The organism is Streptomyces sp. NPDC048671 (genome assembly GCF_055587045.1).
The window spans coordinates 105,395-124,747 of record NZ_JBVJHB010000010.1 but is presented as its reverse complement, the minus strand read 5'-3'; the positions used below and the strand labels follow the sequence as shown (position 1 = coordinate 124,747).

The 19,353-nt window shown below is 70.9% G+C and carries 21 protein-coding genes; 11 read left to right on the top strand and 10 right to left on the bottom strand.

Features of this window, described 5'->3' with window-relative positions:
* Window positions 1–49 precede the first annotated feature (49 nt).
* From ispF to ACZ6S6_RS21470, 3 genes are all read right to left on the bottom strand, one after another.
* Entirely contained in the window at window positions 50–643 is a 594-nt protein-coding gene (gene ispF / locus ACZ6S6_RS21480) for a 2-C-methyl-D-erythritol 2,4-cyclodiphosphate synthase (protein WP_469706601.1), read from the bottom strand.
* Entirely contained in the window at window positions 633–1,379 is a 747-nt protein-coding gene (ispD, locus tag ACZ6S6_RS21475; RefSeq protein ID WP_362959587.1) for a 2-C-methyl-D-erythritol 4-phosphate cytidylyltransferase, read from the bottom strand. The genes ispF and ispD overlap by 11 nt, the downstream gene beginning before the upstream one ends.
* A gap of 552 nt (window positions 1,380–1,931) precedes the next feature.
* The gene (locus tag ACZ6S6_RS21470; RefSeq protein ID WP_006380568.1) at window positions 1,932–2,414 is read right to left on the bottom strand and encodes a CarD family transcriptional regulator; all 483 of its coding nucleotides are present in this window, start codon (window positions 2,412–2,414) and stop codon (window positions 1,932–1,934) included.
* Window positions 2,415–2,714: 300 nt separating this feature from the next.
* Here ACZ6S6_RS21470 and ACZ6S6_RS21465 point away from each other — a divergent pair, with 300 nt between their 5' ends.
* Both ACZ6S6_RS21465 and ACZ6S6_RS21460 read left to right on the top strand, forming a co-directional pair.
* Window positions 2,715–2,855: a hypothetical protein gene (locus ACZ6S6_RS21465; RefSeq protein WP_362959590.1), complete on the top strand. Its 141-nt coding sequence runs from the start codon at window positions 2,715–2,717 to the stop codon at window positions 2,853–2,855.
* A 206-nt stretch (window positions 2,856–3,061) separates the two neighbouring features.
* The gene (locus ACZ6S6_RS21460; protein ID WP_362959593.1) at window positions 3,062–3,736 is read left to right on the top strand and encodes a DUF461 domain-containing protein; all 675 of its coding nucleotides are present in this window, start codon (window positions 3,062–3,064) and stop codon (window positions 3,734–3,736) included.
* Between the two features lie 105 nt (window positions 3,737–3,841).
* Here ACZ6S6_RS21460 and phoP read toward each other — a convergent pair whose 3' ends face one another.
* Entirely contained in the window at window positions 3,842–4,513 is a 672-nt protein-coding gene (phoP, locus tag ACZ6S6_RS21455; protein WP_469706742.1) for a two-component system response regulator PhoP, read from the bottom strand.
* 5 nt (window positions 4,514–4,518) lie between these two features.
* Window positions 4,519–5,793 carry a two-component system sensor histidine kinase PhoR gene (phoR, locus tag ACZ6S6_RS21450; protein WP_362959598.1) on the bottom strand — a complete coding sequence of 425 codons (1,275 nt, stop codon included), beginning with the start codon at window positions 5,791–5,793 and terminating at the stop codon, window positions 4,519–4,521.
* Window positions 5,794–5,991: 198 nt separating this feature from the next.
* Here phoR and phoU point away from each other — a divergent pair, with 198 nt between their 5' ends.
* Together phoU and ACZ6S6_RS21440 are read left to right on the top strand one after the other, a co-directional pair.
* Window positions 5,992–6,669 (top strand): phosphate signaling complex protein PhoU, encoded by a 678-nt coding sequence (phoU, locus tag ACZ6S6_RS21445; protein ID WP_311304103.1) that lies wholly within the window; start codon window positions 5,992–5,994, stop codon window positions 6,667–6,669.
* Between the two features lie 263 nt (window positions 6,670–6,932).
* The gene (locus ACZ6S6_RS21440) at window positions 6,933–7,085 is read left to right on the top strand and encodes a hypothetical protein (RefSeq protein ID WP_362959602.1); all 153 of its coding nucleotides are present in this window, start codon (window positions 6,933–6,935) and stop codon (window positions 7,083–7,085) included.
* A 97-nt stretch (window positions 7,086–7,182) separates the two neighbouring features.
* On the opposite strand, the gene ACZ6S6_RS21435 is transcribed toward ACZ6S6_RS21440, so the two are convergent.
* Window positions 7,183–8,562, bottom strand: coding sequence for an MDR family MFS transporter (locus ACZ6S6_RS21435; protein WP_362959605.1), 1,380 nt, complete (start codon window positions 8,560–8,562; stop codon window positions 7,183–7,185).
* 214 nt (window positions 8,563–8,776) lie between these two features.
* On the opposite strand from ACZ6S6_RS21435, the gene ACZ6S6_RS21430 reads away from it, so the two are divergent.
* The 4 genes from ACZ6S6_RS21430 to ACZ6S6_RS21415 all read left to right on the top strand — a co-directional run bounded on the left by ACZ6S6_RS21430 (window position 8,777) and on the right by ACZ6S6_RS21415 (window position 10,589).
* On the top strand, window positions 8,777–9,538 hold the full coding sequence (locus ACZ6S6_RS21430) for a phosphoglyceromutase (RefSeq protein ID WP_362959607.1): 762 nt from the start codon (window positions 8,777–8,779) through the stop codon (window positions 9,536–9,538).
* A 118-nt stretch (window positions 9,539–9,656) separates the two neighbouring features.
* Window positions 9,657–9,944, top strand: coding sequence for a hypothetical protein (locus ACZ6S6_RS21425; protein ID WP_469706600.1), 288 nt, complete (start codon window positions 9,657–9,659; stop codon window positions 9,942–9,944).
* A 157-nt stretch (window positions 9,945–10,101) separates the two neighbouring features.
* The gene (locus ACZ6S6_RS21420; protein WP_362959612.1) at window positions 10,102–10,350 is read left to right on the top strand and encodes a hypothetical protein; all 249 of its coding nucleotides are present in this window, start codon (window positions 10,102–10,104) and stop codon (window positions 10,348–10,350) included.
* Window positions 10,347–10,589, top strand: coding sequence for a hypothetical protein (locus ACZ6S6_RS21415; RefSeq protein WP_362959615.1), 243 nt, complete (start codon window positions 10,347–10,349; stop codon window positions 10,587–10,589). The genes ACZ6S6_RS21420 and ACZ6S6_RS21415 overlap by 4 nt, the downstream gene beginning before the upstream one ends.
* A gap of 98 nt (window positions 10,590–10,687) precedes the next feature.
* Here the strand turns inward: ACZ6S6_RS21415 and ACZ6S6_RS21410 are convergent, their stop codons facing one another.
* Window positions 10,688–11,470 (bottom strand): hypothetical protein, encoded by a 783-nt coding sequence (locus tag ACZ6S6_RS21410; RefSeq protein WP_469706599.1) that lies wholly within the window; start codon window positions 11,468–11,470, stop codon window positions 10,688–10,690.
* 247 nt (window positions 11,471–11,717) lie between these two features.
* On the opposite strand from ACZ6S6_RS21410, the gene ACZ6S6_RS21405 reads away from it, so the two are divergent.
* Window positions 11,718–12,869, top strand: a complete 1,152-nt coding sequence (locus tag ACZ6S6_RS21405; RefSeq protein ID WP_469706598.1) for a phosphotransferase family protein — start codon at window positions 11,718–11,720, stop codon at window positions 12,867–12,869.
* Here ACZ6S6_RS21405 and ACZ6S6_RS21400 read toward each other — a convergent pair.
* The 3 genes from ACZ6S6_RS21400 to mshA form a co-directional block, all read right to left on the bottom strand.
* Window positions 12,772–14,553 (bottom strand): glycosyl hydrolase family 28-related protein, encoded by a 1,782-nt coding sequence (locus ACZ6S6_RS21400; protein ID WP_469706741.1) that lies wholly within the window; start codon window positions 14,551–14,553, stop codon window positions 12,772–12,774. The two genes, ACZ6S6_RS21405 and ACZ6S6_RS21400, sit on opposite strands and share 98 nt — an antisense overlap.
* Window positions 14,554–14,741: 188 nt before the next feature.
* Window positions 14,742–15,341 carry a type III secretion system chaperone family protein gene (locus ACZ6S6_RS21395; RefSeq protein WP_469706597.1) on the bottom strand — a complete coding sequence of 200 codons (600 nt, stop codon included), beginning with the start codon at window positions 15,339–15,341 and terminating at the stop codon, window positions 14,742–14,744.
* Between the two features lie 126 nt (window positions 15,342–15,467).
* The gene (gene mshA, locus ACZ6S6_RS21390) at window positions 15,468–16,832 is read right to left on the bottom strand and encodes a D-inositol-3-phosphate glycosyltransferase (RefSeq protein ID WP_362959625.1); all 1,365 of its coding nucleotides are present in this window, start codon (window positions 16,830–16,832) and stop codon (window positions 15,468–15,470) included.
* A 226-nt stretch (window positions 16,833–17,058) separates the two neighbouring features.
* On the opposite strand from mshA, the gene ACZ6S6_RS21385 reads away from it, so the two are divergent.
* On the top strand, window positions 17,059–17,835 hold the full coding sequence (locus ACZ6S6_RS21385) for a class I SAM-dependent methyltransferase (protein WP_469706596.1): 777 nt from the start codon (window positions 17,059–17,061) through the stop codon (window positions 17,833–17,835).
* A 274-nt stretch (window positions 17,836–18,109) separates the two neighbouring features.
* Window positions 18,110–19,171, top strand: coding sequence for a C40 family peptidase (locus ACZ6S6_RS21380; RefSeq protein WP_362959631.1), 1,062 nt, complete (start codon window positions 18,110–18,112; stop codon window positions 19,169–19,171).
* Window positions 19,172–19,353: the final 182 nt, after the last annotated feature.

Genomic DNA, 19,353 nt, shown 5'->3' with positions numbered 1-19,353 from the left:
GCTGCGGGCCCGGCGGTCGGCCGGGCCCGCCGTACGGCTCCGGGGCAGGTCAGACCGTGCGGTAGACCAGTGCGGTGGCGATCCCCGCGATGCCCTCCGCGCGGCCGGTGAAGCCGAGCCCGTCGGAGGTGGCGGCGGAGAGCGAGACGGGCGCGCCCACGGCGGCGGACAGGACCTTCTGCGCCTCGTCGCGCCGTTTGCCGATCTTCGGCCGTACGCCGACGACCTGGACGGCGACGTTGCCGATCTCGAACCCCTCGGACCGCACGATCCGGGCCGCCTCGGTGAGCAGCGTGACCCCCGCGGCGCCGGACCACTCGGGGCGCCCGGTGCCGAAGTGCTGCCCGAGGTCGCCGAGCCCGGCGGCCGAGAACAGCGCGTTGCACGCGGCGTGCGCGACGACGTCCGCGTCGGAGTGCCCGGCGAGCCCGGGGCCCTCGCCCTCCCACAGGAGACCCGCGCACCACAGCTCGCGGCCCTCCTCGAAGGCGTGGATGTCGGTGCCGATCCCGACGAGCGGGATCACCGGTGCGGCGCGTTCCACTGATGCTGCGCGTTCCACCGGTACGGCGCGTTCCTCCGGTACGGCGTGTTCCACCGGTACGGCGTGTTCCACCGGTACGGCGTGTTCCTCAGAAGCCATCGTTCGCCCTCCTGCGTGCGAGTACCGCTTCGGCCAGGACCAGGTCCAGCGGCCGGGTCACCTTGAACGCCTCCTCGTGGCCGGGTACGACCACGACGGGCACCCCGAGCTGCTCGACCAGGCCCGCGTCGTCGGTCGCGCCCTCGCCGCTGACGGCGACCCGCTCATGGGCCCGCACCAGCGTGTCGCGGTCGAAGCCCTGCGGAGTCTGCACCGCCCGCAGCCTGGACCGCACCGGCGTGGAGAGCACCGGCTCGGGCTCCCCCGGCGCACCCGGCTCGACCTCCTTGACGGTGTCCGCCAGCGGCAGCGCCGGGACGACGGCCGGAGCCCCGTCCCGTACCGCCTCGACCACCGCGTCCACCGTGTCGACGGGCACCAGGGGGCGGGCCGCGTCATGGACGAGGACGGCGCGGACATCGGCGGGCAGCGCGTCCAGGCCGAGCTTCACCGACTCCTGGCGGGTGTCGCCGCCGGGCACGACGAGGAATTCGGTGCGCTCGGGCAGCGCGTGCTCGTCGAGCAGATTCCTGACCTCGGGGGCACCGTCCGGCGGTGCGACGACCACGACCAGGGAGACCTGACGGGAGGCCGCCATGGCCCGTACCGCATGGACGAGCATGGGCGTTCCGCCCAGCGCACGGAGCGCCTTGGGGGCGCCGGGGCCGAGCCGTACGCCGCGGCCGGCCGCGGGAATCACGGCGGCGGTGCGGCAGGGAAGCGATTGATCAGACATCGGTTGCACTCCGAAGCATCGGCATGTTTGTCTCCACGGCCGACGTGGGTATGGCCTCAATCGAGCCGGGCGCTACGCCATGACTCGACCGGGACCCTTTCCGTGACCCCGGGCGAGACGAGGACCGCCCCGGCCGCTCGGGATCGGCCTGACACGTCGACTTCACAAGATCGCGAGCAAAGTACCGGGGGATCGTCGGCGAGGCCAATGCGCCGGCGCATCGAGAACAACATCCGGGATGCCCGGGTCTTACCGCCCGCCGGCGTCCCTGTGCCCGGAATCCGGAATGTGTCTGGAATCCGGCTGTCCGAAATCCGCAGTCGGACCGTCGGAATCCAGCCAGCCGGACCACCGATCGGGCCACCGACCGATCAGGCCACCGATCGGGCCTCGGCCGGACCGCCGTCGGACCATCGGCCGAACCGTCGGATTCCAGATCTGGATCCAGATCCGAATCCGGACATGCCGCAGCGCCCGACGACACGCCGTTCATACGGCTGGTCAGCGGGCACCGCGGCACATTATTTACGCCTCAGACCGGTGCGATCCGATTCAGGACGCGAGGACCTCGTCGAGCAGAGCCTCGGCCTTGTCCTCATTGGTGTTCTCCGCGAGAGCGAGCTCACTCACCAGGATCTGGCGAGCCTTGGCGAGCATGCGCTTCTCACCTGCGGAGAGTCCACGCTCACGCTCACGACGCCACAGGTCACGAACAACTTCCGCGACCTTGATGACATCGCCGGAGGCGAGCTTCTCGAGATTTGCCTTGTAGCGCCGGGACCAGTTCGTCGGCTCTTCGGCATACGGCGCGCGAAGCACCTCGAAGACCCGGTCCAGCCCTTCCTGCCCGACTACGTCGCGCACACCCACGAACTCCGCATTGTCCGCCGGTACACGCACCGTCAAGTCGCCCTGAGCGACCTTGAGCACCAAGTAGGTCTTGTCCACGCCTTTGATCTGGCGAGTTTCGATAGCCTCGATCAGCGCGGCCCCGTGATGGGGATAGACCACGGTGTCGCCAACCTTGAACGTCATGTGACAGGTACCCCTTCCGTGGCTATCCAGAGTAACACGAGAACAGCTTCTCCTGAATGGCGTTTTCGCAGGTCAGGGCATATCTCGGGGCTTGACAACTGCAACACGTACGTGCTGCGGAAGGCTCGCCGGAGACGGTATTCGCAGGTCGGAGCCGCTGTACGGGCGAGGAGAAACGCGGACGTCACATCTGCCGGAACCTGCTCGGAAGAGACCTAACGTCCCGGTTTGCCGGGTTCAAGATGGTGAACTTTCCGTACGCCGTTCGAGGATCGATCACCCGTACGGCGGTAAGTGCCGATGACCAATGAAATTGATCAACGTTCGGCCATCGCGTGGATTATCCGCAATGAATGCGCCGGGGCACGCCAAGAGCAGGTGGAACATCCACAGGAAGCGCGGGCCGAACGTCCGGAGGAATTGATCAAGCGTGTTATGTGAACGGCTTGCGAATCATCGCTCGCGGGCCGCCCCGCGAGCCGGTCCCCGATCCCCGGAGCGCCGGGGGGCGGGTCGGGTGCGGGGCCGGGACGACGGCTCGGTAACCTGGCCGCTGTCACACCCTTGGGGCGGCTTCGGCACCACTCGCCCGAAGTGCTCGCCCGACCCCGTCCGTACGTCCGCTCGTTCAAGGAGTTGCCACCGCCGTGAGCCGCAGCCTTCGACACGGCGCCCTCGCCGCCACCGCCATCGCGTTCTCGATCGCCGCGCTCTCCGCATGTGGTGCGGGAATGAACGCGCAGACGCTCGAAGTCAGGCCTGACAACGCCGCCACGTCGGCCGGCGCCATCAAGATCCAGAACGCCAACGTGGTGACCCAGCCGAAGCGCGGCGCCAAGGGCCCGGCCGTCGTGATCGCCACGCTGTTCAACAACAGCACCAAGGCGGAGACCCTCGACGGCATCGCCCTGACCGGCACCAGCGCGTCCGTGCGGCTGCACGCCGCCAAGGGCTCGGGCCCGGTCGTCGTACCGGCCGGCGGCCGGGTGGTGCTCGGCGGCCAGGGCAACGCCGCCGCCGTGATCGAGAACGGCAGCGAGGCCATGCAGGACGGCAACGTGCAGAACCTGGTCTTCAAGTTCAGTGAGTCCGGCGACATCCCGCTGGGCGTCATCGTCGTCCCGGCCACCAGCTACTTCGAGGGCTTCGGCCCCAGCGCGCTCCCGGAGCCGCCGAACGCGACGGCCTCGGCCGACGCCACGCCCACCGGCTCCGCGTCCGAGACCCCCGGCGCCTCGTCCGACACCTCCGGGCCGGGCTCGTCGAGCGACACGACCACGCCGACCGACGCGGCGTCCGACTCGGCCCAGCCGAACGGCTGACCGCACTCCCCCGCACGCGCGCATACGGCTGAGGCGCCTCCCGGACCGGGAGGCGCCTCAGCCGTACGTATCGCCCTGTATCGCCCCTCAGGGCAGCGGGCCGGTTTACGGCTCGAACTTGTACCCGAGACCCCGCACCGTCACCAGGAACCGCGGCGCGCCCGGGTCGGGCTCGATCTTGGCGCGCAGCCGCTTCACATGGACGTCGAGCGTCTTGGTGTCGCCCACGTAGTCGGCGCCCCAGACCCGGTCGATCAGCTGCATCCGCGTCAGTACCCGGCCGGCGTTGCGCAGCAGCATCTCCAGCAGGTCGAACTCCTTGAGCGGGAGGTCGACCTTGCCGCCCGAGACCGTGACGACGTGACGGTCCACGTCCATCCGGACCGGGCCCGCCTCCAGAGCGGCCGGGGCGACCTCCTCCGGCTCCCCGCGGCGGCGCAGCACCGCGCGGATGCGGGCGACGAGCTCGCGCGAGGAGAAGGGCTTGGTCACATAGTCGTCGGCTCCTATTTCCAGGCCGACGACCTTGTCGATCTCGCTGTCCTTGGCCGTGACCATGATCACGGGGACATTGGACTTGCTGCGCAGCTGCCGGCACACCTCGGTGCCGGGCAGTCCGGGCAGCATCAGGTCGAGGAGTACGAGGTCGGCGCCGTTGCGCTCGAACTCGTCCAGGCCGTCGGGACCCGTGGCCGCGATGGCGACCTCGAAGCCTTCCTTACGGAGCATGTAGGACAGGACGTCGCTGAAGGATTCCTCATCCTCGACGACAAGCACTCGGGTCACGGAAGAGCCTCCGGGGCAGGGAATGAATCAAGAGTGTCGGGGGCGGCGGCCGGGTAGGGCCCCTCGTCGCCGTTGACGATGAGCGGTCCGCCTGATGTGCGGTCCCGTTCCCGTGCGGCGCGCGCTTCGGGCAGCCGCAGGGTGAAGGTGGAGCCCTGTCCCTCCGAGCTCCAGACGGTGACCTCCCCGCCGTGCGAGGCGGCCACGTGCTTGACGATGGCCAGGCCGAGGCCGGTGCCACCGGTGGCCCGTGAGCGGGCCGGGTCGACGCGGTAGAAGCGTTCGAAGACCCGCTCGCGGTCCTTCTCCGAGATGCCGAAGCCCTGGTCGGTCACGGCTATCTCGATCTCGTCCCCGCCGGACATGGTCACCCGGCGGACGGCGATGCCGACGCGGGTGCGGGCGGGGCTGTAGTTGACGGCGTTCTCGACGAGATTGCCGAGAGCGGCGGCGAGCTGGCCGCGGTTGCCCCAGATGCGGAGCTCGGCGGTACCGCCCGCGGCCATGGTGATCTGTTTGGAGCCGGCCTGCTGGCGGCAGCGGTCGATGGCCTCGGCGACCAGCTCGTCCACCCGGACCGGTTCGGCGTCCTCCAGCGGGTCGTCGTTCTGCACCCGGGAGAGGTCGATGAGCTCCTGCACGAGGTTGGTGAGCCGGGTCGCCTCGATCTGCATCCGGCCCGCGAACCGTTCCACCGCCTCCGGGTCGTCGGAGGCGTCCATGACGGCCTCCGAGAGCAGGGACAGCGCTCCGGTCGGGGTCTTGAGCTCATGGCTGACGTTGGCGACGAAGTCACGCCGTACCGCTTCGATGCGGCGGGCCTCGGTGAGGTCCTCGACCAGCAGCAGGACCAGCCGGGAGCCCAGCGGGGCGACCCGTGCGGAGACCGCGAGGGCCTCGCCCCGGCCGGTACCGCGGCGCGGGAGGTCCAGTTCCACCTGGCGTATCTCGCCGTCACGGCGGGTGTCCCTGGCCATGTTCAGCATCGGTTCCACGGCGAGCCGCCCGCCCCTGACCAGCCCCAGCGCGTACGCGGCGGAGCTGGCCTTGACGACGCTGTCGCTCTCGTCGAGCACGACGGCGGAGGAGCTGAGCACGGACAGGACCGTGTCGACCCCGGGGGGCAGGGGGGTATTGCTGTCGGGCCGCATGGAGGTACGCGTCGGCTTCTTCTGGTCGCGCTCGCTCCAGCGGAACGCCAGCATCGCGATCACACCGGTACACACACCGGCGATCGCAGCAGCTGCGGCGACCGCCGCGTTCACGTCCATGCCTCCAGGTTATGCGGCCCGGCGGACACTCTCCCAGCCATCCGAGTGCCTACTCGAACACTCGTCGCCCAGAGTTCACCGAGGAGCAAGCACCGGTTCACTTGGCCGGTCGGATCCGGACGCGTACCCCCGTCACCGTAGGGGCGTGGGGTTCAGAGCTGGCCCCGGCCTCGGTTTAGGACTGGAGAGGGACTTCCCATGCGTGACGCGTACCACGAGGAACTCGACTCGATCGGCGAGGGGCTGGTCGAGATGGCCCGGCTCGTCGGTTCGGCGATCGGCCGGGCGACGACGTCCATGCTCGATGCCGATCTCAAGCTCGCGGAGACGGTGATCGCCGCGGACCAGAAGGTCGACGACCTCCAGCACGACCTGGAGGCCAGGGCCATCGCCCTGCTGGCGCGCCAGCAGCCGGTGGCGACCGATCTGCGGATCGTGGTCACCTCGCTCCGGATGAGCGCCGACCTGGAGCGCTCGGGCGACCTCGCCCAGCACGTCGCCAAGCTGGCCCGGCTGCGCTTCCCGCAGTCGGCGGTCCCGCACGACCTGCACGCCACCATCCTGGAGATGGGGCAGCTGGCGCAGCGCCTGATGGCCAAGGCGGCCGAGGTGATCATCACCAAGGACGTCGATCTGGCGCTCCAGCTGGAGCAGGACGACGACGAGATGGACCTGCTGCACCGCACGCTGTTCCAGCACCTGATGGACGACCGGTGGAAGCACGGCATCGAGACGGCCGTCGACGTGACGCTGCTCGGCCGCTACTACGAGCGGTTCGCCGACCACGCCGTGTCGGTGGCCAAGCGTGTCGTGTACCTGGTGACGGGCGAGCACGCGGACGAGATCCAGCAGGCGGCACCGGTGGAGGGCGCGTAGCCACTCAGCCACGTAGCCACTCAGCCGTGTAGCCACATGCCCGCGAAGCCGGGAGGCGACGGGCGTACGACGGCGTGTGGCGGGGAGGGGCGACGGCGTACGACGGCGCATTGCCTCGCACATGCGTTCCTGCGCATGTGCGCCGTTGATGCGCCTGCCCGGGTGGGCATGCAATGGGGCGGGGCGGCACGACTTGTCCGTACCGCCCCGGTCGTGGGCCCCGTGCGGGCGTACGGCCCTGTCGTACGCCTTGAGGAGGAACCATGGCCGATTCCCCCACGACCGAACCCCAGCGGGAGACACCCGCCGCCGACGTGACGCGCGGAGCCGTCCTCGGCGCCTGCGGCTGCGGCTCGGGCTGCGGGTGCGGATGCCAGTCCGGAGCGCCGTGCCAGTGCGGCGGCTGCTCGGGCTGACGGACGCGGAGCACCGGCGGGCGCCCCGCGCGGGGCGCCCGCCGCGTACGACGGAGGGCGCTGCCGCGTACGGCCGTCCGGGTCAGGGCGTCCTGATTCAGGGCGTCCGCTCCACGGCGGGCTCCTGGCCGGTATCGATGCGGGCACCGGCCTCGGCACCGACGGCGGTACCGGCATCGATACCGACGGAGGGCCCGCTGCTCTCCACCGTCACGCCCGTCTCTACCGTCACGCCCGTCTCCACCGTCACGTCGGCCTGCGGCAGATTCCGCATCAGCAGCCAGTACCCGAACGCCGCGACGGTGCCCAGGACCGCACACATCCCCCAGAGCCACCCGGCCCCGAAGTGGTCGATGACCACACCGGACAGCAGCGGGGCGACCAGCGCGGCGGCGGCCCAGGAGAGCGTGTACATGCCCTGGTAGCGGCCCCGGCCGTGGGCCGGGGAGAGCTGAACGACCAGGCCGTTCTGCACGGGTGCGTTGATGATCTCGGCGACGGTCCACACGCAGATCGTCAGCGCGTACACGGCGACCGAGCCGGCGAACGCGGTCAGCCCGAATCCGTACCCCGCCAGCAGCGACGACACGATGAGCAGCCGGCGCGGGTCGCGGTGCTGGATGAGGCGGGTGACCGGGATCTGGAGCACGACGATCATCACGCCGTTGACGGCGATGGCGGTACCGAAGTCGGAGCTGCTGAACCCGTCCGTCCCCATGGCCACCGGCAGCCCCACGTACCCCTGCTGGAAGATCAGGGCGATGACGAAGGACAGCCCGACGATGCCCATGAACCGCCCGTCGCGCAGCACCGTGCCGAGCCGCACCTCATCGGCGTCCGAGGCGCCCGGCGCTCCGGCAGCGGTGCGCGCGGCCGGCTTCTCCGGGCGGGACTCCGGGATCTTCATGAAGACGACGACGGCGCAGACCAGCGTCATCACGGCCTCGCCGACGAAGCCGGCGAGATAGCTGTACTCCGCGACGAACCCGGCACCGGCCGAGGAGACCGCGAAGCCCAGGTTGATCGCCCAGAAGTTGAGCGAGAAGGCGCGGGCCCGGTCCCCGGCCGGGACGATGTCGGCGATCATCGCCTGCACGGCGGGGCGGGAGGCGTTGCTCGACATGCCGACGAAGAAGGCGACACCGGCGATGGCCACCGGATGGACCATGAAGCCGAGCACCGCCACCGAGACGGCCGTCGATACCTGCGCGACCAGCATGGTGGGCCGCCGCCCGAACCGGTCGGTCATCACCCCGGCCCCGAGCGAGGAGACGACCCCGCCGAGCCCGTGCACGGCGGCGACCAGACCGGCGTACGAGGCGGAGTAGCCCCGGTCCAGGGTCAGGTAGAGGGCCATGAACGTGGCGACGAACGCCCCGAGCCGGTTGACCAGGGTGCTGGTCCACAGCCACCAGAACTCCCTGGGGAGACCGGAGACGGTGTCACGGGTGGCCCGCCTGAGACCGGCGACAGACATGCGGGTTCCCCCCGGGGGCGTAAGGAATCGGATCAGCGCGGGTAAGAGGTAAGAGCCCCGCCACCGATCCGAACATTACGAACCACGGATTCCGCCCTGCCACCCGATTGACGCCTGCCGTCAATCGAAGCCACCCCGACTCCCCGGCCCGCCCCGCTGTCCGCTCCGTGGCCGGGCGCGCGCGGCTCGCGCGGGTTCGATTACGCTCGGACTCATGGCCGACGCACCGTACAAGCTGATCCTCCTCCGCCACGGCGAGAGCGAATGGAACGCAACGAATCAGTTCACCGGTTGGGTGGACGTCAACCTGACCCAGAAGGGCGAGAAGGAGGCGGTCCGCGGCGGTGAGCTGCTCACGGAGGCCGGCCTGCTTCCCGATGTCGTACACACCTCGCTCCAGAAGCGCGCGATCCGCACCGCCCAGCTCTCACTGGAAGCGGCGGACCGCCACTGGATCCCCGTGCACCGCTCCTGGCGGCTGAACGAGCGCCACTACGGCGCCCTCCAGGGCAAGGACAAGGCACAGACGCTCGCCGAGTTCGGCGAGGAGCAGTTCATGCTCTGGCGCCGCTCGTACGACACCCCGCCGCCGGAGCTCGCGGACGGCGCGGAGTACTCGCAGAGCGGCGACCCGCGCTACGCGACGATCCCGCCGGAGCTGCGCCCGCGCACGGAGTGCCTCAAGGACGTCGTCGTCCGCATGCTGCCGTACTGGTACGACGGCATCGTCCCGGACCTGCTGGCCGGCCACACGGTCCTGGTCGCCGCCCACGGCAACAGCCTCCGCGCCCTGGTCAAGCACCTCGACGGCGTCTCCGACGGCGACATCGCGGGCCTGAACATCCCGACGGGCATCCCGCTCGCGTACGAACTGGACGCGGACTTCCGCCCGTTGAAGCCGGGCGGCACATACCTCGACCCGGACGCGGCGAAGGCCGCCATCGAGGCCGTGAAGAACCAGGGCAAGAAGAAGTAGCCCTCCGCCGCTCACGTGGGCCCCGCTCGTGGTTCAACCACGGGCGGGGCCCCGCTGCGTCAGCGCCCAAGGCGCTGCCCCGGCCGTAGCCGCCCGGCCTCCACTAGGTTCTGCTCTCATGCCCGAGCAGACGGCCGATCACGGCTCCATCATCGATGCCATCGTCAGCAGCAGCGGTCGCTGCACGCTGCCGTACCAACAGGCCCACCGCGGCGACGCCTTCGGGACGGCGTTCTGGTTCAACGATCTCCTCGCCGAGGACGGGAACGGGAACGGGGACAGGGACGAGGACGGAAACGAGACGTACCGGCAGTACCTGCTGACCGCAGGGGCGCTGACCCGCTATGACCTCGCCGAGATACGGCTGCGGCTCGGCCTGTCCGAGTCCACCCGTCGCCACCTTTGACCGCATACGGGCCGCCGTACGAGAACTGCCCGGACTGTCCGCCGCCGAGGCCGGCACCGCGCCGGCCGCCAAGTCGCGGTGGTGGCGCGGGCGGAGGTGACGGCCCGTACCCGTCGTCGTACTCTGTGGCTCATGCGGGGAGATCGGGAGTGCAGCCATGGGTGAGCCTCTGAAGACCTTTGTCGGCGGCGCCGAGGTCGAGGTGCCCAACAGCATCCCGGCCATCCGCGCCGCCCTGCCCGAGGCGAGACGCGAGGAGTTCGACCGTGCCATCAACGAGGCCGGGGTGCACGACATCCAGGCCGTGATGCGGCACTGGATGCTGGAGGCCGTGCCCGATCCCGAGGCGGAACGGATTCTGGACCGCCTGGCGCGGGACGAGGCCGAGAGGCGGAGCGTCGCTTGAGCTTCCGGATCTCCTATGCGCCACCTGCCGATGACACCCTGGCCAAGATGCCGGACGGCGACACCTTCCGGGACCAGATGGCCCGCTCCCTGGGGCACGAGCCGTACGGGCACGGGTCGTCCGCCGTCAAGGAGGAGCACGACCGCCGCGAGGCCACCGTCGCCGGGGCGATCGTGCTCTATTACGTCTCCGGGTCGGTCCTGACCGTCACCGTGGTCCGGCTCGTCCCGCTGCCCTGACCAGCGGTCGGGGCAGCGGTCGGACGGACCAGCGGTCGGACGAGCCAGCAGTCGGACGAGCCAGCAGTCGATCGGGCCAGCAGTCGATCGGTCAGCCGTCAGGCCAGCTTGGCGACCTGCGCGTCGATCACGGCCTTCGGCAGCTCGAAGTCGCCGCCGGAGGAGGCCGCGGCCAGGTTGAGCGCGGCGAACGAGGCGACCGTGGCGCCCTGGCGGACCTGCACGAGCTTCATGGTGCTCTTGTCGCCGTCCGCTTCGATCGTCACCGTCCAGGCGGCGGCGTCCTCGCCGGCCTTGACCTGCTCCTCCGTGATCTTGACGATCTTCTGCTTGGTTCCGGCCGCCTTCATCGTGAAGCCGGACGCGCACCCGGTCGCGGCGGTCCGCAGGGCGGCCACCGTCTCCTCGGCGCCCTTGCCCTCGTAGGAGGAGAGCGTGGTGAGCGTCGTCGTGATGTCGAAGGCGGCCTTGAACGCCTCCTCGGGGTCGGCACTGTCCTTGTCGGCGCCCTTCTTCGGCTCGCTGATCACCTTGCGCTGGGTGGACGCGGCGGGCGAACCGGCCTTGGCGCCCATCAGGGTGTCGGCGAAGACATCGCAGGCGGCCTTGTCCGCGGTGACGTCACCGGCGGAAATGGCGTCGGCGGGACCGGCCTTGGTGATCTTGTGGCCCTTGACGTCGCCCTGGGCGAGCGAGGCCTTCTCCAGCTCGGCGGCGGTCAGCGCCTTGGCGGCGGCGGGCTTGGCCGAAGCGGACTCGTCCGCCTTGCCCTTGTTGCCGCCGTCCTTGTCCGCCCCGTCCGAACCGCAGGCCGCGGTGAGCAGGGCCAGGGACATCACGGTCGCGGCAACAGCGGTACGGCGTATGGCAGTGGGTCGCATGGCCAATCCTTCTGTATCAGGTCGTTTCGCCCGCACGAGAGCGGCCGGCGCCGGGTTCGGCGCGGCCTGCGGAGATCGTGGGGGTATGCCAACTCTATGAGGGGTCTGTGGTTTGGCAATCCGTCAGACCGGGCATCGCCCCTGATCGTGACTACGTCGTGATCACTCCGAGAAGGCTCTGAGCTGGGTATTCACCCCCGGTCATCAGTAACTCGCTCCGGGGTGACCACCCGAAGGGGGTCCGCTGATGCCGATCGATTCCGCCCTGTCCGCCGTACTCGGGTCCGTGGGTGTGCCGCCGGAGCTGATCGCCTCGTGTGACCCGCTCACCGGCGGCACGTACAACGCCGTCACCCGGGTCGGGCTCACCGACGGCCGGGAGTGGGTGGTGAAGATCCCGCCGCCCGCCACCGCCGGGACCCATCTCGGGTACGAGCGCGATCTGTTGGTCAACGAGGTCGCCTTCTACACCGCGGCGGCCGCCCTCGCCGACGGGACCCCGGTCCCCCGCGTCGTGCACAGCGGGCTCGACGCGGCCGCCCCCGAGGGCGCGTACGTGATCATGACGGCGTGCCCCGGGCAGCCCTGGCACGAGGTCACCGGCGCGATGGCCGACGGCGAGGAGCAGCGGTTGCGCGGGGACCTGGGCCGGTCCGTCGGCCGGCTGCACACCGCCCCGGCGCCCGGCGGGTTCGGCTACCCGTCGGCGGCGCTCGCCCCGTTGGCGCCCACCTGGCGGCAGGCGTTCACCACGATGACGGACGCCGTGCTGGCCGACGCGCTGGCCTATGCGGCGAGGCTGCCGCGCGCGGCGCCGGACATCCGCGGACTGCTCGGCGCGGCCTCGTACGTACTGGACGACGTCACGCGCCCCGCCCTGGTCCACTTCGACCTGTGGCAGGGCAACATCCTGGTCGCCGGGGAACCGGGGGCGCGGCGGATCGGCGGGATCATCGACGGGGAGCGGATGTTCTGGGGCGACCCGGCCGCCGACTTCGTCTCGCTCGCCCTCTTCGGGAACATCGAGGAGGACAAGGACTTCCTCGACGGTTACGGGGCGTCGGCGCCGGGCGGCCCGGTGGAGTTCGACGGCTCCCTGCGGCTGCGGCTGGCGCTCTACCGCTCGTACCTCTACCTGATCATGCTGGTGGAGACTGTGCCCCGGAAGACGGCCGGGGAGGATCTGGAGGGGACGTGGAACGAGGTCGCGCCACGGCTCGAAGCGGCCCTCGGTGAGGTGGAGTCGGCGCTGCGGACAGGGGGGGTGACCGCAGCGCCGGCGGTCCGGGGTGTGCGCTTCGTCAGCGCGTCAGGGCGCGTTGGGCGTCGTGGAGGTTCTGCGGGCGGACGGCATCGGGGGCGCCGTACGCCTCCAGGCGGGTGTGCAGGTCGCCGGTGAAGTCGGGGACGTCGATCTGGTCGAACTCCGTCACCTCGCTGACCCCGACAGTCGCGCTGTAGGGGGCGAGGCCGTCGATCCGCATCAGGCCGGCCCGTCCGTTGGTGACCCGGATGTTCCAGTGCGTGAAGCGGGCGCCGAACAGCGGTCCGGCGCTCGCGTCGCCGCCGTGCCGCCCGTTGTTGTTGACGGTGATGTCGGTGCGGACGTTGGCGAACGGCATCCCGCGGTGCGAGTCGAACGTGCCCATCTCCATGACGCCGCGCGACCAGACGTTGTGGCTGGACAGTCCCTCCACGTTGATGCCGTGCAGCTGGGTCCCGGCGGGCGCCGGGACGGTGCGCTGCTCGATGGTGAAGTCCTCGATCAGGTTGTCGTGCGATCCTTCGCGGCAGTAGTACGGGTGGTGCGAGCCGCGCCCCGCGACCTTCGTGCGCCGCAGGGTGCAGGCGGACGCGCCGATGAGGCCGAAGCCGTTGTCGACGTGGCGCACGGTGATGTCGTCGGCCCAGCAGTCGTACGCACACTGGAACGCGACGCCGTTGTACCCCTTGTCGAGCAGGTGCTGCGACTGCGGGGTCTCGACCGCTTCGAGCGTGAGCCCCTCGACGCCCGAACCGGTGAGCGGGGCGGCGAGGGTGGTGAGGCGGGGGTCCCACTCGGGGCGGATGTCGAGCGGGAGGGGGCGTTCCAGGGTGACCCTGCGGCCGTGCACGGCGGTGATGCGGACCGGCCATTCGTAGGGGACGTACGAGGTCAGCTTCGTCTTGTCGTCCCAGTAGTACGCCTCGGGGCCCGGACCGCCGCCCGCCATGTGCTCCAGGAGGGTGTGCGCGCAGTCGTCGGCGAGGCGGAGCAGCACGAGTGCGCCGCGCTTCAGCCCGCGGGTGTCGTCGACGGTGATCGTACGGTCGCCGAGGCGCGCGGGGGCGACGGTGGTCAGGGTCCGCCACGCGTCGCGCTTGTTGCCGGTCCAGCCCTCGAAGGGCCAGTCCTGTGCCTTGATGGCGTCGGTGAGGGAGGTCCAACGGGCTTCGGGGCAGAGCCAGATGAGCCCGCCGGCCCAGGACCAGCTGGACTTGTCGCCGCCGTACCGGCTGCCGTAGACGCCGATCAGTTCGGTGAGGTTCCGGGTCGCGTACAGCGTCGTACGGCCGCTGCCCGCACCGCGCACCACGACGTCGCTGTGGCCGATGCGGATGATGTCGTCGATGCGGTACGTGCCCGCGGGGACGATCACCGTGCCACCGCCGCGCTCTCCGGCGGCGGCGATGGCACGGTTGATCGCGGGGGCGGCGTCGGCGGAGTTGTCGGGCTTGGCTCCGTAGTGCAGGACGTTGGCGGTGAAGCCGTGGCCGGTGCGGCGGGGCAGGTCCGCTCCGCCCCGGTAGCCGGCCCTGCCGATGAACGGGATCTGCGGATGGGTGAGGGGCGCTGCGGTGAACTCCCGCCAGAGCGGGGTGGCCTGTGGCCTGCCGCCCGCACCGGCCGCGGCGCGGGTGGCGGTGTCTCCCCGTCCCGCCGCGGCGCGGGTGGCGGTGTCTCCCCGTCCCGCCGCGGCGCGGGTGGCGGGGTCTCCCCGTCCCGCCGCGAACGCCGTCCCGCCGCCGGCCGCTCCGGTGGCCGCGGCCGCCGCGACGGCCACCGCGCTGCCGAGCAGTCCACGCCTGCTGATGTTCCCCATGATCGCCACGAGCCCGACCCGCCTTTCATGGATGTGAACGATATTCATATCTGCGTCGGCGGTGAGCATGCCACGCACCCCCGGCACGGCGAAAGGGCCCTGCGCCGAGAAATCGCCGTGGGTTGTTGTGGATTTGTCGGAGCCTTCAGGCCGGGAACCGGCGGGCGGTGAGGCTCAGTTGGGGAGCGTCAGCCAGCGGGGCGCTGGGTCAGATGTGTGAACGCGTCCAGGTTCCGGGTGGACTCGCCGCGCGATACCCGCCACTCGTACTCCTTACGGATCGCGCTCGCGAACCCGAGTTCCAGGAGGGGGTTGAAGGCGCCGTCGGCGGCCTCCAGGACCACGCCCAGCAGCCGGTCCAGCTCCTCGGGCGAGACCACGGAGAGCGGCAGCTTGCCGACCAGGTAGACGTCACCGAGCGAGTCGACGGCGTAACTCACGCCGAAGAGGCGGAGGTTGCGCTCCAGCAGCCAGCGGTGCACCGCCGCGTCGTTCTCGTCGGGGTGCCGGATGACGAAGGCGTTGAGGGAGAGCGAGTGCTTGCCGACGAGCAGCGAGCAGGTGGTGGAGAGCTTGCGGGTGCCGGGCAGCTGGACGACGTAACTCCCGGGCGCGGGGCTCTCCCAGTCGAGCCCGGCGTCGTTGAGCGTCGTCTCGATGACCTGCGTAACCTGCGTGTCCTGCGTGTCCTGCGTGTCCTGCGTGTCCTGCGTGTCCTGCTTGACCTGCTTGACCTGCTTGACCTGCTTGACCTGCGTCGTTGCCGCTTCATCGGGTGCGTCAGCCATGCTCCGAGCGTACGTCGCCCCGAGGCCGGCGCCACATCCGCCGGCCGGTCCTCGCCTCACAGATGGCGTGCCCGCGCCACATGGCCCCGACCTCACACGTGGCGTGACCACGCACAGGGCGCGACCTCACACGTGGCGCGACCGCACCCGTCGCCGGTGTTCCTGCATCGCCTCCGTGTACACGTCCGCGGTCGCCGCCGCCGCCGTGTCCCAGCCGAACCGCTGGGCGTGCGCGGCGGCCGCGCCGCCCATCCGGGCGACCAGCTCCGGCGCGTCCGCGAAGCGCGCCAGCGCCTCCGCGTACGCCTCCGGGTCGTGGCCGGGGATCAGGAAGCCGCTGACCCCGTCCCGTACCGCCACCGGGAGCCCGCCCACGGCCGCCGCGACGACCGGGGTGCCCGCCGCCTGGGCCTCGATGGCGACCAGGCCGAAGGACTCGCTGTACGAGGGCATGACCAGCACGGACGCGGCCCGGAACCAGTCGGCGAGCTGGTCCTGCCCGACCGGCGGGTTGAACCGTACGACGTCCGCGATACCGAGCCGGGCGGCCAGCTTGTGCAGCCCCTCCGGCTTGGCGAGCCCGCTGCCGCTGGGGCCGCCGACGACGGGCACGACGATGCGCGAGCGCAGCGAGGGGTCGCGGTCCAGCAGGACGGCGACCGCGCGCAGCAGCACGTCAGGGGCCTTCAGCGGCTGGATGCGGCCCGCGAAGAGCGGGACCAGGGCGTCCTGCGGCAGCCCCAGCCGGGCCCGTGCCGCGGCCCGCCCGTCGGCCGGGCGGAAGCGGTCCAGGTTGACGCCGGGGTGGACGACGGCCACGGCCTGGGGATCGGCCTCGTAGAAGCGGACGAGCTCGTCGGCCTCCTCCGCGGTGTTCGCGATCAGCCGGTCGGCCGCGCTGACGATCTGGGTCTCGCCGATGACCCGGGCGGCGGGCTCGGGGGTGTCGCCCTCGGCGAGCGACGCGTTCTTGACCTTCGCCATGGTGTGCATGGCGTGGACGAGCGGGACGCCCCAGCGCTGGGCGGCGAGCCAGCCGACATGGCCGGAGAGCCAGTAGTGGGAGTGCACCAGGTCGTAGTAGCCGGGGCGCTGGCCGGCCCACGCCTGCATCACGCCGTGCGTGAAGGCGCAGAGCTGGGCGGGCAGCTCCTCCTTGGCCAGACCCTCGTACGGCCCCGCGTCGACGTGGCGGACCAGGACACCGGGCGACAGCTCGACCGCGGGCGGCAGTGCGCCGGTGGTGGAGCGGGTGAAGATCTCGACCTCGATGTTGAGCGCGGCGAGGCGTTCGGCCAGCTCCACGATGTAGACGTTCATGCCGCCCGCGTCGCCCGTCCCCGGCTGGTGCAGCGGGGAGGTGTGGACGGAGAGCATCGCGATCCGGCGGGGCTTGCGGTGGCCGCCCGGGAAGGAGCCGGAGAAACCGGCGGGGAACCTGAGACGCGGTGCGACGCGGCTGCTGCCGAGCCGAGAGACGTACTGGCTCACGTCGTCCGGTCCTCCTCGTTCAGGGCACTGGTACCGACTCGTTCAGGCACTTGACACCGACTCGTTCAGGCATGGCACCGAAGGGACACACGGTCCCTTCGAAGGGCTGGAACAGCGGAACTCCTCCTTTCATTTCCGCTTTGCCAAATAATTACAGTGTCTTTCCGGCGCGTCGTCACGACGCCTCCGCGGCATCCGCTCCACGGCGCTCGTTACGCTCTGTGTCATGCGCCCCATCGGCACCGCGACCCGCGGGACCACCAACCCGAACCGGCTGCGCCGCATGGACCGCTGGATCGCCGCCACCCACGGCCCCGCCCTGCGCCGCGCCGGCACCCCCGTCGCGGTCGACCTCGGGTACGGGGCCGCGCCCTGGACCGCCGTCGAACTGCTGGAGCGGCTACGCGACGCCGAGCCGCGCACCGCCGTGGTCGGCATCGAGATCTCCCCGGACCGGGTCGCCGCCGCGAAGCCGTACGAACGCGAGGGCCTCACGTTCCGGCACGGCGGCTTCGAGATCCCGCTGCCCGAGCGGCCCGTGCTGATCCGGGCGGCGAACGTGCTGCGCCAGTACGACGAGGGCGAGGTCGCCGCGGTCTGGCAGCGGCTGTGCGCGCGGCTCGCGCCGGGCGGGCTGCTGGTGGAGGGCACCTGCGACGAGATCGGGCGCCGCCACGTCTGGGTGGCGCTGGGCCCGGAAGGGCCGCGCACGGTGACCTTCGCGACCCGGCTCGGCTCCCTCGACCGGCCCTCCGACCTCGCGGAGCGGCTGCCCAAGGCGCTCATCCACCGCAATGTCCCGGGCGAGCCCGTCCACGCGTTCCTGCGCGACTTCGACCGGGCCTGGGCCGCCGCGGCACCGTACGCCTCGCTGGGCGCCCGGCAGCGCTGGATCACGGCGGTACGGGCGCTGTCCGGCGACTGGCCGCTGACGGACGGGGTGCGGCGGTGGCGCCAGGGTGAAGTCACGGTGAACTGGGCGGCGCTGAGACCCCGCCAGTAGACCGACACGCCGGGAACAGCAGGAACTCCCCCTCCGCCGGGAACGTCGGCCGGGCACCGTTCGTCCCAGATACGGGGAGCGGTACGGGGAGCGGTACGGGGAGCGGTACGGGGAGCGGTACGGGGAGCATGTCTGCGGCGCCGGCGACCTGCCGGAATGTGCCGGAGAGGTGTGAGCCTCTGTTGCTTTTCGGCACGGCGTGGCACGATCTCGTCGGTGCCATAAGTTACTGACGGTAAATCAGATCCGTTCGGATCTGCCGGAGGGGGAGCTCGTGAACCGACGCCACAGTGCCGCCGCGGCGATCACGCTGGTCTGCGCGCTGGCTGTACTGGCCGCACCGGTCCAGGCCTTCGCCGCTCCGATACCCCCCGCGCCGGAGCAGCCGGCGAAGCCCGGGAAGAAGAGCCTCGAAGAGGTGCGCGAGGAGATCGAGGCCCTCTACCGCAAGGCGGGGGCCGCGACGGACGCGTACAACCTCGCCGAGGAGCGGTCCAAGAAGCAGTCGGGCGAGATCGTCAAGCTGGCGCAGGCCATAGTCGAGGGCCAGGCGAAGATCGCCGACCTCAAGAGCAGGGCGGGCGCCCAGGCCCGCGAGCAGTACCGCAACGCCGGGCTGCCGCCCGGCGCCCAGCTGATGCTCAGCGGCGACCCGCAGCTCTTCCTGGACGGGGTCAGCCGGGCCCGCCAGGGCCAGCAGGCCGCCAAGGGGGTCCTGGGTGAACTGAACAGGACCCAGGAGGACCTGGAGACGTACACCCAGGACGCGAGCACCAACTGGACCAAGCTCGAAGCCAATCGCGTCAAGCAGGCCAAGGCCAAGAAGAAGATCAACGCGCAGATCGCGGCGGCCAAGAAGCTGGAGTCCCGGCTGGAGAAGAAGGAGCGGGCCCGGCTCCTTGAGCTGGAACAGCAGGCGGAGTACAAGTCGCAGACCGCCTGGCTGAGTTCCGGCGCCCTGAAGGAGATCAACCGCGGGGCGAGCGCGAGCGGCAAGAAGGCCGTGGCCTTCGCGACCTCGCAGATCGGCAAGCCGTACAAATGGGGCGCCGAGGGCCCCTCGTCGTTCGACTGCTCGGGGCTGACGTCCCAGGCATGGGCGGCGGCTGGCCGGCCGGTCCCGCGCACCTCACAGGAGCAGTGGCGGCAGCTGCCGCACATAGCCATCAAGGACATGCGCCCCGGCGACCTGATCATCTACTTCGGTGACGCCACGCATGTCGGGATGTACGTCGGCGACGGCGCGATCGTGCACGCCCCGCGCCCCGGCCGCAACGTCACCCTCGCGGGGGCCGGATCGATGGAGATCCTCGGAGTCGTACGCCCGGACAAATGAGGGCCAGGTGACGGCCGAGTGACGGCCAGCCTCAACAGAGCCTCAAGGGACCCTTGAGGCCGGCCGGAGAACGGGCTGAGCGTGGGCGGAGAGCGGGCGGGAGTCCGGGAACGAACGGTGCCGATTCCGTCCCCGCCGCCGGGCCCGGATCCACCCCCGCCCCGCAGCCGTGACCCGCGCCA

What these genes read in the sequence shown, in the direction of transcription:
- ACZ6S6_RS21470 (WP_006380568.1), bottom strand. Translation starts at nt 2,414, where the DNA reads ATGACGTTCAAGGTTGGCGACACCGTGGTCTATCCCCATCACGGGGCC.
- ACZ6S6_RS21425 (WP_469706600.1), top strand. Translation starts at nt 9,657, where the DNA reads ATGCCCGAGCAGACGGCCGATCACGGCTCCATCATCGATGCCATCGTC.
- phoU (WP_311304103.1), top strand. Translation starts at nt 5,992, where the DNA reads ATGCGTGACGCGTACCACGAGGAACTCGACTCGATCGGCGAGGGGCTG.
- ACZ6S6_RS21440 (WP_362959602.1), top strand. Translation starts at nt 6,933, where the DNA reads ATGGCCGATTCCCCCACGACCGAACCCCAGCGGGAGACACCCGCCGCC.
- ACZ6S6_RS21395 (WP_469706597.1), bottom strand. Translation starts at nt 15,341, where the DNA reads ATGGCTGACGCACCCGATGAAGCGGCAACGACGCAGGTCAAGCAGGTC.
- ACZ6S6_RS21435 (WP_362959605.1), bottom strand. Translation starts at nt 8,562, where the DNA reads ATGTCTGTCGCCGGTCTCAGGCGGGCCACCCGTGACACCGTCTCCGGT.
- ispF (WP_469706601.1), bottom strand. Translation starts at nt 643, where the DNA reads ATGGCTTCTGAGGAACACGCCGTACCGGTGGAACACGCCGTACCGGTG.
- phoR (WP_362959598.1), bottom strand. Translation starts at nt 5,793, where the DNA reads ATGGACGTGAACGCGGCGGTCGCCGCAGCTGCTGCGATCGCCGGTGTG.
- ACZ6S6_RS21420 (WP_362959612.1), top strand. Translation starts at nt 10,102, where the DNA reads ATGGGTGAGCCTCTGAAGACCTTTGTCGGCGGCGCCGAGGTCGAGGTG.
- ACZ6S6_RS21400 (WP_469706741.1), bottom strand. Translation starts at nt 14,553, where the DNA reads ATGGGGAACATCAGCAGGCGTGGACTGCTCGGCAGCGCGGTGGCCGTC.
- ACZ6S6_RS21430 (WP_362959607.1), top strand. Translation starts at nt 8,777, where the DNA reads ATGGCCGACGCACCGTACAAGCTGATCCTCCTCCGCCACGGCGAGAGC.
- ACZ6S6_RS21410 (WP_469706599.1), bottom strand. Translation starts at nt 11,470, where the DNA reads ATGCGACCCACTGCCATACGCCGTACCGCTGTTGCCGCGACCGTGATG.
- ACZ6S6_RS21385 (WP_469706596.1), top strand. Translation starts at nt 17,059, where the DNA reads ATGCGCCCCATCGGCACCGCGACCCGCGGGACCACCAACCCGAACCGG.
- ispD (WP_362959587.1), bottom strand. Translation starts at nt 1,379, where the DNA reads ATGTCTGATCAATCGCTTCCCTGCCGCACCGCCGCCGTGATTCCCGCG.
- ACZ6S6_RS21465 (WP_362959590.1), top strand. Translation starts at nt 2,715, where the DNA reads ATGACCAATGAAATTGATCAACGTTCGGCCATCGCGTGGATTATCCGC.
- ACZ6S6_RS21405 (WP_469706598.1), top strand. Translation starts at nt 11,718, where the DNA reads ATGCCGATCGATTCCGCCCTGTCCGCCGTACTCGGGTCCGTGGGTGTG.